At 70.0% G+C, this 13,135-nt stretch carries 12 protein-coding genes and 1 pseudogene; 6 read left to right on the top strand and 7 right to left on the bottom strand.

Going from position 1 to position 13,135, the window contains the following annotated elements:
• Positions 1 to 66: 66 nt before the first annotated feature.
• Entirely contained in the window at positions 67 to 1,086 is a 1,020-nt protein-coding gene (locus tag IF54_RS0118875; protein ID WP_030320109.1) for a phosphotransferase, read from the bottom strand.
• A 499-nt stretch (positions 1,087 to 1,585) separates the two neighbouring features.
• Between IF54_RS0118875 and pdhA the strand changes: the two genes are divergently transcribed.
• The 3 genes from pdhA to IF54_RS0118860 are packed head-to-tail and all read left to right on the top strand — an operon-like array spanning position 1,586 to position 5,170.
• Positions 1,586 to 2,734: a pyruvate dehydrogenase (acetyl-transferring) E1 component subunit alpha gene (gene pdhA, locus IF54_RS0118870; RefSeq protein ID WP_030320107.1), complete on the top strand. Its 1,149-nt coding sequence runs from the start codon at positions 1,586 to 1,588 to the stop codon at positions 2,732 to 2,734.
• Positions 2,735 to 2,736: 2 nt separating this feature from the next.
• Positions 2,737 to 3,717: an alpha-ketoacid dehydrogenase subunit beta gene (locus tag IF54_RS0118865; RefSeq protein ID WP_030320104.1), complete on the top strand. Its 981-nt coding sequence runs from the start codon at positions 2,737 to 2,739 to the stop codon at positions 3,715 to 3,717.
• A 10-nt stretch (positions 3,718 to 3,727) separates the two neighbouring features.
• Entirely contained in the window at positions 3,728 to 5,170 is a 1,443-nt protein-coding gene (locus tag IF54_RS0118860; protein ID WP_030320102.1) for a dihydrolipoamide acetyltransferase family protein, read from the top strand.
• Between the two features lie 93 nt (positions 5,171 to 5,263).
• Here the strand turns inward: IF54_RS0118860 and IF54_RS0118855 are convergent, their stop codons facing one another.
• Together IF54_RS0118855 and IF54_RS0118850 are read right to left on the bottom strand one after the other, a co-directional pair.
• The gene (locus IF54_RS0118855) at positions 5,264 to 6,241 is read right to left on the bottom strand and encodes a Bro-N domain-containing protein (protein ID WP_030320100.1); all 978 of its coding nucleotides are present in this window, start codon (positions 6,239 to 6,241) and stop codon (positions 5,264 to 5,266) included.
• Positions 6,242 to 6,408: 167 nt separating this feature from the next.
• Entirely contained in the window at positions 6,409 to 7,245 is an 837-nt protein-coding gene (locus tag IF54_RS0118850) for a D-alanyl-D-alanine carboxypeptidase family protein (RefSeq protein WP_234021575.1), read from the bottom strand.
• A gap of 279 nt (positions 7,246 to 7,524) precedes the next feature.
• Here IF54_RS0118850 and IF54_RS0118845 point away from each other — a divergent pair, with 279 nt between their 5' ends.
• Both IF54_RS0118845 and IF54_RS0118840 read left to right on the top strand, forming a co-directional pair.
• The gene (locus tag IF54_RS0118845) at positions 7,525 to 8,175 is read left to right on the top strand and encodes a GntR family transcriptional regulator (protein ID WP_030320095.1); all 651 of its coding nucleotides are present in this window, start codon (positions 7,525 to 7,527) and stop codon (positions 8,173 to 8,175) included.
• Entirely contained in the window at positions 8,172 to 9,470 is a 1,299-nt protein-coding gene (locus IF54_RS0118840) for an MFS transporter (RefSeq protein WP_030320091.1), read from the top strand. Before IF54_RS0118845 ends, IF54_RS0118840 begins: the two co-directional genes overlap by 4 nt.
• A gap of 5 nt (positions 9,471 to 9,475) precedes the next feature.
• Here IF54_RS0118840 and IF54_RS0118835 read toward each other — a convergent pair whose 3' ends face one another.
• Together IF54_RS0118835 and IF54_RS0118830 are read right to left on the bottom strand one after the other, a co-directional pair.
• Positions 9,476 to 10,255, bottom strand: a complete 780-nt coding sequence (locus IF54_RS0118835; RefSeq protein ID WP_030320089.1) for an SAM-dependent methyltransferase — start codon at positions 10,253 to 10,255, stop codon at positions 9,476 to 9,478.
• Between the two features lie 78 nt (positions 10,256 to 10,333).
• Positions 10,334 to 11,158: a maleylpyruvate isomerase family mycothiol-dependent enzyme gene (locus IF54_RS0118830; protein WP_030320087.1), complete on the bottom strand. Its 825-nt coding sequence runs from the start codon at positions 11,156 to 11,158 to the stop codon at positions 10,334 to 10,336.
• Between the two features lie 182 nt (positions 11,159 to 11,340).
• Between IF54_RS0118830 and IF54_RS0118825 the strand changes: the two genes are divergently transcribed.
• Entirely contained in the window at positions 11,341 to 12,114 is a 774-nt protein-coding gene (locus IF54_RS0118825; protein WP_030320086.1) for a carbon-nitrogen family hydrolase, read from the top strand.
• Between the two features lie 33 nt (positions 12,115 to 12,147).
• On the opposite strand, the gene IF54_RS0118820 is transcribed toward IF54_RS0118825, so the two are convergent.
• Both IF54_RS0118820 and IF54_RS43425 read right to left on the bottom strand, forming a co-directional pair.
• Positions 12,148 to 12,645, bottom strand: a complete 498-nt coding sequence (locus tag IF54_RS0118820; RefSeq protein WP_030320085.1) for an LURP-one-related/scramblase family protein — start codon at positions 12,643 to 12,645, stop codon at positions 12,148 to 12,150.
• Positions 12,642 to 12,972: pseudogene (locus IF54_RS43425) on the bottom strand (AraC family transcriptional regulator); the annotation flags it as partial. The pseudogene IF54_RS43425 and the gene IF54_RS0118820, both read right to left, overlap by 4 nt.
• Between the last annotated feature and the right edge of the window lie 163 nt (positions 12,973 to 13,135).

Genomic DNA, 13,135 nt, shown 5'->3' with positions numbered 1-13,135 from the left:
CGGACCCACGCGCGCGTGCCGTTGACGGGCCGTAAGCCGTAAGCCGTAAGCCTTACGACGCCGACCTCAGCCGGCGAACGCGTCGTACACCGCGTCGTACTCCCGCGTCCACCACACGACCAGCGCGGAGGCCGCCGGGAACTGGGGGTCCGCGCGGGTGTCCCCGCGCTCGTAGTGCCAGCGCAGCATCCAGAAGTCGTTGAGGCGCTCCCACCACACCCGGTGCACGGCCGCCGCGAGTTCCGAGGGCGTGGCTCCCGCCGTGCGCCGGTACGCGCGCGCGTACGCCCGTACCTTCGGCAGGTCGAGGGCTCCCGCCGGCCGTACGAAGAAGATCGCGGCGGCGCGTACGGCCTCCTCGGCGCGGGGCTTCACACCGAGCCGGTCCCAGTCGACGATCGCGGCGGGCGCGTCGCCCCGGTAGAGCAGGTTGAAGGGGTGGAAGTCCCCGTGCACCCACCCCACGGGGCCGCCGTGCGGAGGCCGCCGCCCCACATGCTGTTCCAGCAGGGTCCGCCGCTCCAGCAGCCGGTGCCGGGCCAGCTCGTCGAAGGAGTCGGCGGGCCGGTGCCGGCGTACGCGCGCGAGGAGGTCGTCGATGACGGTGAAGGTCACCTCGGGGTCGGCGGCGAGGGAGGAGGCAGGGGCGGCGCGGTGGGCCGGTGCGGCGCGGCCGGTCGGCATCACGCGCTCCAGGCTCGCGTGCACCACCCCCAGCAGCGCCCCCAGGCGCCCGCACTGGACGGGGGTGAGCTGGGCGCCGTGGCGGTGGCGGCCGTCGATCCAGGGGTGCAGGGCGTAGGCGTGGCCGCCGACGACCGCGACCGTGCGGCCGTCGTGGGCGGGCAGCGGCGGGGCCACCGGGACGCCGAGGTCGGCCAGGCGCTGGGTGGCCCGGTGCTGGCGGGCGATGGCCTCCGGGGCGGCGGTCTCGGGGTCGAAGTGGTGCTTGAGGAAGTAGCGGCCGCGAGTCGTGCACAACCGGTAGCCGCGGTTCAGCAGCCCCTGGTCGACGGGGTCGCAGGTGAGGGCGGATCCGGCGGAGTACCGGCGGAGGAGAGCGCCCAGCGGGGGCGCGTGAGACACCGGGGGTGGTACAGAAGAGCGCGGCACGCGCCAGATGCTAGGGCACGGGACACCGCGCTGAGCTGGGCGTTGTCACACACAGTCATATTCGTTCAGGGTGGGCACAGGAAGTGACGCTCCAGGCCGCGTGCGGCCGTCCTGATGGAATTCCCCGATTTACACCCCTTCGCGCACTCCGGAAGTCGGACACGGAAAGTCTTCCGGTGACCTGGGTAGACGGGATAACGTGCCGTTGCTCCGGCCTCCTGCAAGGCTGTGACCAGCGCCCCTTCGGCCCTTTCCCGATTTACTTGGAAATCCAAGCAAAATCGCAGGTCAAAGGGGGTTTCACAGAAATGTGGAGCACTGGGTAACGTGATTCTTGCAGGGCGCTCGCCGGGGCACCTGTCACGCCTGTTCCGGCCGAGTGGCACCCACCCCGTGGCACGGGAGTCGGGAACAGGTGAGCCGCACTGGTACACCCGGCAACCCCGGGGGCCGGACCGACGGAGGAGCACACGTGACCGTGGAGAGCACTGCCGCGCGCAAGCCGCGACGCAGCGCCGGGACGAGGAAGTCCCCGAGCACCAAGCCCGAACTGGTTCAGCTGCTGACGCCCGAGGGCAAGCGCGTCAAGAACGTCGCGTACGACAAGTACGTCGCCGACATCACCCCCGAAGAGCTCCGCGGCCTCTATCGCGACATGGTGCTCACCCGTCGCTTCGACGCCGAGGCCACCTCCCTCCAGCGCCAGGGCGAGCTGGGCCTGTGGGCCTCGCTGCTCGGCCAGGAGGCCGCCCAGATCGGCTCCGGCCGCGCGCTGCGCGACGACGACTACGTCTTCCCCACCTACCGCGAGCACGGCGTCGCCTGGTGCCGCGGGGTCGACCCGACCAACCTGCTCGGCATGTTCCGGGGTGTGAACAACGGCGGTTGGGACCCCAACAGCAACAACTTCCACCTCTACACGATCGTCATCGGCTCCCAGACGCTGCACGCCACCGGCTACGCGATGGGCGTTGCCAAGGACGGCGCGGACAGCGCCGTGATCGCGTACTTCGGCGACGGCGCCTCCAGCCAGGGCGACGTGGCGGAATCGTTCACCTTCTCCGCGGTCTACAACGCCCCGGTCGTGTTCTTCTGCCAGAACAACCAGTGGGCCATCTCCGAGCCGACCGAGAAGCAGACCCGCGTCCCGCTCTACCAGCGCGCGCAGGGCTTCGGCTTCCCGGGCGTCCGGGTCGACGGCAACGACGTCCTCGCCTCCCTGGCCGTCACCAAGTGGGCCCTGGAGCGGGCCCGCGCGGGTGAGGGGCCGACGCTCGTCGAGGCGTACACCTACCGCATGGGCGCCCACACCACCTCCGACGACCCCAGCAAGTACCGGGCCGACGAGGAGCGCGAGGCCTGGGAGGCGAAGGACCCCATCCTGCGCCTGCGCCGGTACCTGGAGTCCTCAAACCACGCGGACGAGGGATTCTTCGCGGAACTGGAGACCGAGTCCGAGGCGTTGGGCAGGCGAGTGCGTGAGGTGGTGCGGGCGATGCCGGATCCGGACCGTTTCGCGATCTTCGAGCACGCGTACGCGGACGGGCATGCGCTCGTCGACGAGGAGCGGGCCGCGTTCGCCGCCTACCAGGCGTCGTTCGCGGATGGGGAAGGGGCCTGATCATGGCAGCGGAAAAGATGGCTCTGGCCAAGGCGATCAACGAATCGCTGCGGCGTGCCCTGGACACCGACCCGAAGGTCCTCGTCATGGGCGAGGACGTCGGCAAGCTCGGCGGTGTGTTCCGGGTGACCGACGGGCTTCAGAAGGACTTCGGTGAGGACCGGGTCATCGACACCCCGCTCGCCGAGTCGGGCATCGTCGGCACCGCGATCGGCCTGGCCCTGCGCGGCTACCGCCCGGTGGTGGAGATCCAGTTCGACGGCTTCGTCTTCCCGGCCTACGACCAGATCGTCACCCAGCTGGCCAAGATGCACGCGCGCTCGCTGGGCAAGGTCAAGATGCCGGTCGTCGTCCGCATCCCCTACGGCGGCGGCATCGGCGCGGTCGAGCACCACTCGGAGTCGCCCGAGGCGCTGTTCGCGCATGTGGCGGGCCTGAAGGTGGTCTCGCCGTCCAACGCCTCGGACGCCTACTGGATGATGCAGCAGGCCATCCAGAGCGACGACCCGGTGATCTTCTTCGAACCCAAGCGGCGGTACTGGGACAAGGGCGAGGTCAACACCGAGGCCATCCCCGGGCCCCTGCACAAGGCGCAGGTCGTGCGCGAGGGCACCGATCTGACGCTGGTCGCCTACGGCCCGATGGTGAAGCTGTGCCAGGAGGTGGCCGACGCGGCCGCCGAGGAGGGCAGGTCGCTGGAGGTCGTGGACCTCAGGTCGGTCTCGCCGCTGGACTTCGACTCGATCCAGGCGTCGGTGGAGAAGACCCGCCGTCTGGTGGTGGTGCACGAGGCACCGGTGTTCTTCGGCTCGGGCGCGGAGATCGCGGCCCGGATCACCGAGCGCTGCTTCTACCACCTGGAGGCGCCGGTGCTGCGGGTGGGCGGTTACCACGCCCCGTATCCGCCGGCGCGGCTGGAGGAGGAGTACCTGCCCGGCCTGGACCGGGTGCTGGACGCCGTCGACCGCGCTCTGGCGTACTGAGGAGAGGGTCGTGACGACGATGACGGATGCGTCCGTACGCGAGTTCAAGATGCCCGACGTGGGCGAGGGCCTGACCGAGGCCGAGATCCTGACCTGGTACGTCAAGCCCGGCGACACCGTGACCGACGGTCAGGTGGTGTGCGAGGTGGAGACGGCCAAGGCGGCCGTCGAACTGCCCATCCCCTACGACGGGGTGGTGCGCGAACTGCGCTTCCCCGCGGGCACCACGGTGGACGTGGGCACGGCGATCATCGCGGTCGACGTGGCGGGTGGGGCACCCACGGCCGCGGAGCCCGTGGTCGCGGAGCCTGTGGTCGCGGAGCCCGCGGCTGCCGAGGCCGCTCCGGCGGAGAAGGAGCCCAAGCCGGCGGGTTCGGGCCGTCAACCGGTCCTGGTCGGTTACGGCGTGGCCACCTCCTCCACCAAGCGCCGCCCCCGCAAGGGCCCCGAGGTCCCCTTCCAGCAGGCCCCGGCGGTCGTGGCGGTCCAGACCGAGCTGAACGGCCACGCTCCGGCGCCCACCGCCCCGGCTGCCGGGCAGTCCCGTCCGCTGGCCAAACCGCCGGTGCGCAAGCTGGCCAAGGACCTGGGCGTCGACCTCGCCACGGTGATCCCGTCCGGCCCGGACGGCATCATCACGCGTGAGGACGTGCACGCGGCGGTCACGCCGACGGAGGTGCCCGCGCCCGCGCCGGTGACGCAGGCCCCGGCTCAGGTGGTCCCTGCGGCGCCCGCCGCCTCCTACGACGCGGCCCGTGAGACCCGTGTCCCGGTCAAGGGCGTGCGCAAGGCGACGGCCGCGGCGATGGTCGGTTCCGCGTTCACCGCCCCGCACGTCACCGAGTTCGTGACGGTGGACGTCACCCGGACCCTCAAGCTTGTCGAGGAACTCAAGCAGGACAAGGACCTCCAGGGCCTCAGGGTCAACCCGCTGCTGCTGATCGCGAAGGCCCTGCTGGTCGCGATCAAGCGCCACCCGGACATCAACGCCTCCTGGGACGAGGCGAACCAGGAGATCGTGGTCAAGCACTACGTCAACCTGGGCATCGCCGCGGCCACTCCGCGCGGCCTGATCGTCCCGAACATCAAGGACGCCCACGCCAAGACGCTGCCGCAGCTGGCGGAGTCGCTGGGCGAGCTGGTGGCCACGGCCAAGGAGGGCAGGACCTCTCCGGCCGCGATGCAGGGCGGCACCGTCACCATCACCAACGTCGGCGTCTTCGGCGTCGACACCGGCACGCCGATCCTGCCGCCCGGCGAGTCCGCGATCCTCGCCGTCGGCTCGATCAAACTCCAGCCGTGGGTCCACAAGGGCAAGGTCAAGCCCCGCCAGGTCACCACACTGGCCTTGAGCTTCGACCACCGCCTGGTAGACGGCGAGTTGGGCTCCAAGGTCCTGGCCGACGTGGCAGCAATCCTGGAACAACCGAAGAAACTGATTACCTGGGCGTGACCTGTCCTGAGTGGGTCAGGTTGTTCAAGGGTGAAGGGACGGCCGCAACTTCGGATTGCGACCGCCCCTTCATCCATTTCTCCGCAGGGTGGCTCACGACCGGTTGAGCACGTACACCGGAGCGCCGGCCTCCGTAGCTCCCTGAGAGCGAATGCAGGCGTGCTTGCGCAGGAGCCGCAGGCATTCGTTGACGCGATGCACGGACAATCCGGTTCGGGCGGCGATAGCTTCGAGCGGCTGCCGCAGCTCACCCTCCTCCACGAGCACCGGCGCGATGACGACGGCCACGGTCCAGACGTCCTCGGTCACGGACAACCGCCGCCGCCAGTCGGCCAGGACGGATTCGGTGGTCGGCGGTGCGGACAAGTCCGGGGTGTGTGAAGGCTGTTCGAGAGCAAGGGCGTCGAGCCGGTCCGCGATGCGCTCCATGGCCAGGGCGATGGCCTGCTGGGCGGCGAGAGTGGCCCGCTGCGTCTCGAGCATTTCTCGCTGTGACTCCACGATCGCCTCTTGCAGCGCGATCGACTTGTGTTGGGCGACTGCGAGTTGTTCGTCCGCCTGGAGATTGCGTTCCTCGAGCCGGACGATGGCCTCGGCGACCTGTTCCGGCATCGCGTAGGCGATGGGGGCTCCCGGCTCGGAAGGCTGCACCTCGGCTTCTTCGAGGGTGTAGGAGCCCTCTCGCTGGACGGTCTCGATCACTTCGGCTGCCCACTGTTTGAAGGGGGCGCACTCCGGCTTGGTACAGGCGTTGACGAGCAGGATCAGCCCCTGGAGAGAGATGACGTTCAGGTCTCGCCGCCACTCTCTACCTGCGGGAACGCTGAGACCGTAAGCTCCAGTTACGGTCTCAAGAATCTCTCGATGCTCGTCAGGCACATGGTCGGCGAGAGCCTGCCGAGAGTTCGTATGCCCCAGTTGCCTGCACACATCCACCGCCGGAAACCAATGGTTCCCGTCCGGCATGGTCAGCCTCCGGATCCGGTGTCCGGTCGCCGCGTAGACGAAGTCGCCGACGTCGATCGCGTCCTGCTTCTTGCCCGCCTCGGGCCGCTTGCTGGGTTCGTTCACGTGAACCACCTCCGCAGCGGAACCTAGGGCGAAGGAATGCGAATATGCCAATTTACGTATTGATGTTCACCAATGCGAGGTAAAAACCCCTGATTTCGCTTGCGTGAAGACAAGGCGAAGGGGCCCGCCGTATATCCCGTGGCGGGCCCCCTCGTCAGCTGTGGGTGTCAGCCGGCCGTTGCGAAGCCGTAGTTGAGGAGCTTCTTCGCGTCCGCCTCGCGCTGGGCGATCGAGGTGGAGGCGAGGACCGTGCCGATGATGGTCTTGCCGTTGCGGGTGGCGGCGAAGACGAGGCAGTACTTGGCCTCGGGGCCGGAGCCGGTCTTCACGCCGATGGTGCCGCTGTAGCTGCTGAGCAGGCCGTTGGTGTTGGTCCAGGCGGCCATCGTGCGGGTGGAGCCCGTCTTGGTGATCGTCTTCGCGGTGTACTTCTTCGTCTTCACGATCGTGCGGAACGTGGAGTTCTTCATCGCGCTGCTGGCGATCTTCGTCAGGTCGCGCGGCGTCGAGTAGTTGTTGCCGTTGCCGATGCCGTCGAACGAGTCGAACTTGGTGTTGCGCAGGCCGAGGTCCGTGGCGGCCTTGTTCATCTTGCCGATGAACGACTTCACGCGCGCGGCACGAGTCGAGCCGGAGCCGTAGGTGTCGGCGAGCGCGTACGCGGCGTCGCAGCCCGACGGCAGCATCAGCCCGTACAGCAGCTGACGGACGGTCACCTTGTCGCCGACGATGAGGTGGGCCTGCGAGGCGTTGTTCGCGACGACGTAGTCGCTGTACGCCTTCTGGATCGTGACCTTCTTGTCCAGGTTCAGGTTCGACTGCGCGAGCACGACCTTCGCGGTCATGATCTTGGTCGTGGACCCCGTGGAACGCTTGGTGTCGGCCGCCTTGGTGTACAGCGTCTTCGCGGTCGAGTTGTTCATGACGTAGCCGCCCTTGGCCACGATCGAGGGCGCGGTGGCGGCCTGCGCCGGCACTGCGGCCAGGGCGCCGGTGGCGAGCATGGCGCCGGCGGTGACGCTGACCGCGGCGGCGCGGCGGAGACGGCTGCCCTTGGTGCCGGTGATGGCGGTAATCAACTGGAATACCCCGATTGTGTTGAATGCCCCTGAGGTGCGGCCGAGTTGGAGGGGAAGAAAGGGGGCCGCACGCATGAGACACGTATCTAGCACGAATGGTTGTGGGGTGAAGCGGTCAGGGGTGTCTTCTGTGACACCGTTGGTACACAGGTCCGCATCGTGGACGGATATTCCATGCGTACGTGTTGTATCTAAGCTGTAGGCATGAGCTTGGCAGTGAAACAGCCTCCCGCCGCCGACCGCGTCTACACCCACGTCAAGCAAGGTGTGCTGGACCGCCGTTACGAGGGTGGGAGTCTGCTCACCGAGGGCGAGCTCGCCGAGGCCGTCGGGGTTTCTCGTACTCCCGTGCGAGAAGCGCTGCTGCGGCTCGAGGTCGAAGGGCTGATCAAGCTTTACCCGAAAAAGGGAGCGCTGGTCCTGCCCGTCTCCGCGCAGGAGATCGCGGACGTCGTCGAGACCCGCCAGCTGGTCGAGACGCACGCCGTCCGCAAGGCCGTTCCGGCCTCCCCGCAGCTCATCGCCCGGCTGGAGGAACTGCTCGCCCAGCAGAAGGCGCAGGCCGCCGCCGGGGACCTGGCCGGCGCGGCCGTCACCGACCGCTGTTTCCACGCCGAGATCGTCCGCAGCGGCGGCAACGAGATCCTCAACCGGCTCTACGACCAGCTCCGCGACCGTCAGCTCAGGATGGGGGTCGCCGTCATGCACGCCCACCCGGACCGCATCACCAAGACCCTCGCCGAGCACGAGCAGATCCTGCGGGCCCTGCGCTCCGGCGACACGGAGGCGGTCACGGGCCTGATCCACGGGCACGTCGAGTGGTTCTCCCACCTGGCGCGGGGGGAGGTGCGATGAGCCGCCCCGCGGTTCTTCCGGGCGATCCTCCGGGCGGCAGGCGCGCGATGGCCGTCTGGGGCATCGGCGTCTCCGTGTACTTCGTCGCGGTCATCTTCCGTACGTCCCTCGGGGTCGCCGGCCTCGACGCGGCCGACCGCTTCCATGTGAACGCCTCGGCCCTGTCGACCTTCTCGATCCTCCAACTCCTCGTCTACGCGGGCATGCAGATACCCGTGGGCCTGCTCGTGGACCGGCTCGGCACCAAGAAGGTGCTCACCCTGGGCGTGGTGCTGTTCACCGCGGGACAGCTCGGCTTCGCGTTCTCCCCGTCGTACGGCACCGCGCTCGCCTCGCGCGCCCTGCTCGGCTGTGGCGACGCGATGACCTTCATCAGCGTGCTGCGGCTGGGCACCCGCTGGTTCCCGGCGCGGCGCGGGCCCCTGGTCGCCCAGCTCGCCGGCCTCGCGGGCATGGCGGGCAACCTGGTCTCCACGCTGGTCCTGGCGCGGCTGCTGCACGGGGTCGGCTGGACGGCCGCGTTCGCGGGCAGCGCGCTCGCCGGAGTCGTCGTGCTCGTCCTGCTGCTGCTCTTCCTCAAGGACCATCCCGAGGGCCAGGAGCCGGAGCCCTTCCCGCACCGCGGGGCGGCCTACGTACGGCGTCAGATCGCCGCGTCCTGGCGCGAGCCCGGCACCCGGCTCGGCCTGTGGGTGCACTTCACGACCCAGTTCCCGGCGATGGTGTTCCTGCTGCTGTGGGGCCTGCCGTTCCTCGTCGAGGCACAGGGGCTGTCCCGGGCGACGGCGGGTGAACTGCTCACCCTCGTCGTGCTGTCCAACATGGTCGTCGGTCTCGTCTACGGCCAGGTCGTCGCCCGGCACCACGAGGCGCGGCTGCCGCTCGCGCTCGGCACGGTGGGCGTGACGGCGCTGCTGTGGGCGGCCACGCTGGCCTACCCCGGCGAGCGCGCGCCGATGTGGCTGCTGATCGTGCTGTGCGTGGTGCTCGGTTCCTGCGGACCGGCCTCGATGCTCGGCTTCGACTTCGCGCGCCCGGCGAACCCGCCGGAACGGCAGGGCACCGCGTCCGGCATCACGAACATGGGCGGCTTCCTCGCGTCGATGACCACCCTGCTCGCCGTGGGGGTGCTGCTGGACGCGACCGGCGAGAACTACAGCGTCGCCTTCTCCTCCGTCTTCGTCCTCCAGGCCCTCGGCGTCACCCAGATCCTGCGGCTGCGCGGGCGGGCGGCGCGACGGGAACGCGAACGGCTGGTGGCGAGCCGCGTGGAGACGGTGCACGTACCCGCCTGAGCGGGTCAGCGCACGGGGACGAGCGTGAGGTACGCCAGTCCCAGCAGGCCCCGGTAGGCCGACCACTGGGCGCGGTGCCGGTCGAGGCGCTCGCGGGTCGCCGCCGCCAGCGGATGGTCACCGTGATCTGCGAGCCACACCTCGGCGTCCGCCTGGTAGCCGGACTCGAACTCCTCCCACTCGTCCAGGCTCGCCGTCTCCGTCCACTCGGGCCGGAACCCGGCCGCCACGGCGAGGTCGACGAGGGACGCGAGCGCGGGCTGATCGTCCACGGAGGCACCCGGCCACATGCCGGACAGCTCGGCCGACGTGGGCGTGCGCTGCCAGAAGGTCTCACCGAGCAGCACACGGCCGCCGTCACGGACCAGCCGGCGCAGTTCCCGCAGGGCCGCGGGCAGATGGTGCGGCGGCTCCTCAGCAGTGAGGGCGTGACTCGAACCGACGCACAGGACCAGGTCGGCGGGCCCTCGCGAGGACCCCACGGCGGACTCCTCCACGAACGCCATCCGGCCCGCGAGTCCCCGCGCCTCGGCGGCGGCCCGCCCGCGGTCCAGGTCCTGCGCGTTGACGTCCACCCCGGTTCCCGTGGCGCCGGGCACGGCCGCGAGCAACCGCAGCGTCAACTCGCCCCAGCCGCAGCCGAGATCCAGCACGCTCGTCGGCTCCGCGAGCGCGAGGCGCCGTACGAGAGAGTCCGCCCGGGGCTCGGAGAGCGGGCCGTGGAAGGTCAGCCGGGTGAGCCGGGGCGGGCCGTCGGTCGCCGTGTCGTGCCGTGTGTCGTCCATGGCCGCACGCTAACGACCGGGCTCGCCCCACGACATCGAATATCGGCCCGGGCCGGTGAGCGGACCCAGGCCTGTCCGCTACTGCGTGACCGTGAAGTTCCGCAGGATCGCCCCCGTCAGTTCCGGGTCGCCCTCCGCCTTCACCCGGTCCGCCACCGCCTCCGGGGTCACGCGGCCGCAGGCCAGGCGGACGTAGGTCTCCCAGTCGAGAGTGAGGGTGGCGGCCGGGCCGAGGGCGGGGGCGGTCTCCAGGGTGCCGCGGCCCTGGATGTCGACGCGGATGGTCCGCAGGAACTCGACGGGACCGTGGATGTCGAAGACGATCGCCGAGCTGCGGGGGGCGTCGGCCTTGACGGCCACCACGTCGGGCAGCGCGTCGAGGAGGACGTCACGGGCGACATGGGCGCCGGGGGAGTCGAGGTTGCCGGGCCGGCCGAGGGCGGTGCGCAGGTCCTGTTCGTGCACCCAGACGTCGAAGGCGTGCCGGCGCATGGACTCCGCGAGCGTCAGTTCGGTTCCCAGCGGTCCGCGCACCTTGGTGCCGGGGTCGCGGGACTCGTTCCGCAGCTGTCGGTTGCGGCGGATGACGACGTACTCCAGCTCGGAGGTCATCTCCGGCGCGGTGTGGTGGCGGCGGACGTCGACCTGCATCTCCATGTACCGCTGGATGTCGTTGGTGACGTGGTACAGGTCGCGCGGGAGGGTGTGGATGGGGCGCGGGTCGCCGAGCATCTCGCAGTCCAGGCCGATCACATGAGACACCACGTCCCTGACGGACCAGCCCGGGCAGGGGGTACGGCGGTTCCACTCGCCCTCCACCAGCGGGGTCACCAGCTCGGATATCGCTTCGATGGAATGGGTCCAGGCGTCGGCGTAGGGCTGGAGGGTGGGATGCAGACTCACGGAACGGGACCCCTCGGCGGTCGGAGCACGGGCTGGTGATGGCGTCGTTGCCAGTGGAGGCGGTGGCTGTCGGCGGGTGTCTTGGAACGCTAAGTTACGCTGCTGTGAGGCACCCCGGCAGTGCTTTCGTGTGACGATCGTAGGCCCGTAAGGGACGGCTCGAATGCCAGGACGGTGGTAGTGTGCGCGCCTCTCTGATCCAGATCGCCGTGGATGAGCACGAATCGGTCGAATCCCGTCGCGGGCGGGTGGCCGCGCTCGTGCGGGACCAGGCCGGTGCCGATCTCGTCGTGCTGCCGGAGCTGTGGACCACGGGGGCGTTCGCCTTCGAGGAGTTCGGGCACGCGGCCGAGCCGCTGGAAGGGCCGACGTACGAGTCGATGGCGAAGGCGGCGAGCGACACGGGCGTGTGGCTGCACGCGGGCTCGATCCCCGAGCGGGACCCCGACGGCACCCTCTACAACACCTCCCTCGTCTTCTCCCCCTCCGGTGAACTGGCCGCCGGCTACCGCAAGATCCACCGCTTCGGCTTCGACAAGGGCGAGGCCGTGCTGATGGGCCGGGGCGAGGACCTGGTGACGGTCCGGCTGCCCGGCACGACCGTCGGTGTGGCCACCTGCTACGACCTCCGTTTCCCCGAACTCTTCCGCGGTCTCGTCGACGCGGGCGCCGAGACCCTGGTGATCCCGGCGGGCTGGCCGGAGCGCCGCCGGGCGCACTGGACGCTGCTGGCCCAGGCGCGGGCGGTCGAGAACCAGGCGTTCGTGCTCGCCTGTGGAACGGCCGGGACGCACGCGGGAGTTCCGCAGGCCGGTCACTCGATCGTGGTGGATCCGTGGGGCGAGGTGCTGGCCGAGGCGGGCGCCGACGAGGAGGTCCTCACCGTGGAGTTCGACCCCGGCAAGGTGGCCGCGACCCGGGAGCAGTTCCCGGCCCTGAAGGACCGGGTGCTCTGATCCCGGGGCGCCGACAGACGCTGGGGCCGGGGTTCAGTCGTCCTCCCGCTCCTTCTCCGCGAGGTGGATCACGCACACCGCCACCGCGATGAGCAGCGCCGGGTCCGCGTCCTCCCGGACGATGTCGACGCCGTAGGTCTCGCGGACGTGCAGCCACCGCCGCGAGACCACCGCGAGCAGCTCACCGTCGTACTCGACGGCGAACTCCCGGTCGAGGATCTTGCCGCTGACGTCGAGTTCGGTGCGGCCGTCGGCGAGCGCCACCCGGTAGTGGTTGCGCAGCAGCGACAGCCGCTTGCGGCGGATCGTGGCCAGCGGCTCGCCGTCCCGCTCGATCAGCATGGTGTCGCGCAGGGCGAACATCTTCTGGCGGATGTCGATCAGGACCCGCCCCTGGGTGTCCTTCAGCTCGAAGGTGTCCCGCAGCCGCATGGCCTTGCCGTCGACCAGGAACACTTTGTTTCCGTGGTCGTCCTCGATCCAGTAGTCCTCACCGAAGCCGAGGAGCCGGTCGCGCACGAGAAATCTCATGTCCTTACCGCTTCCCCGCTGCCCGGCCCGAAACGCCGCCGGTAGGCCGACGGGCTGAGTCCCGTCTCGCGGCGCACGCGCGCCCGGAGGTTGGCCGCCGTGCCGAGACCGCACTGGCGGCCACCAGGTCGAGCCGCTCCTTCCCGCGTTCGATGAGCCGGCAGGCGAGCGCCACCCTCCCCGACTTCCTTGAGGGCGTGGGGGACCTCCATCGCCGTCAGCCGGGCGAGCGGCACCCTCCCCGGCTGGCACTGGAAGCGCCGGTGCAGGGTGGCGGGGGAGTCGGCCGCGCGGTCCGCAGAGGTCTGCCACCGTCAGGGCACCTCCACGGTCGGCGACCGTCACGACGAAATCCCGTCGCATGTGGAGGTGACGACGGGTCAGGCGCTGGGGTGACGGCAGGCCTGCCGGTTCCGGCGGCTTCGTCGGGGGCGTTGAACGACGGCGCGGGTGCGGGGGACGCATCTCCCCCGCACCCGCGCCGCGAGCA

Origin of the sequence: Streptomyces sp. NRRL B-3229 (assembly GCF_000719505.1) — a bacterium.
GTDB classification, from domain to species: Bacteria; Actinomycetota; Actinomycetes; order Streptomycetales; family Streptomycetaceae; genus Streptomyces; species Streptomyces griseorubiginosus.
The sequence above is the reverse complement of the archived record's forward strand: the minus strand, read 5'-3'. Positions and strand labels throughout refer to the sequence as shown.

Coding starts and splice junctions, on each gene's coding strand:
- IF54_RS0118865 (WP_030320104.1), top strand. CDS start 2,737: ATGGCAGCGGAAAAGATGGCTCTGGCCAAGGCGATCAACGAATCGCTG.
- IF54_RS0118850 (WP_234021575.1), bottom strand. CDS start 7,245: ATGCTCGCCACCGGCGCCCTGGCCGCAGTGCCGGCGCAGGCCGCCACC.
- IF54_RS0118845 (WP_030320095.1), top strand. CDS start 7,525: ATGAGCTTGGCAGTGAAACAGCCTCCCGCCGCCGACCGCGTCTACACC.
- IF54_RS0118840 (WP_030320091.1), top strand. CDS start 8,172: ATGAGCCGCCCCGCGGTTCTTCCGGGCGATCCTCCGGGCGGCAGGCGC.
- IF54_RS0118835 (WP_030320089.1), bottom strand. CDS start 10,255: ATGGACGACACACGGCACGACACGGCGACCGACGGCCCGCCCCGGCTC.
- IF54_RS0118820 (WP_030320085.1), bottom strand. CDS start 12,645: ATGAGATTTCTCGTGCGCGACCGGCTCCTCGGCTTCGGTGAGGACTAC.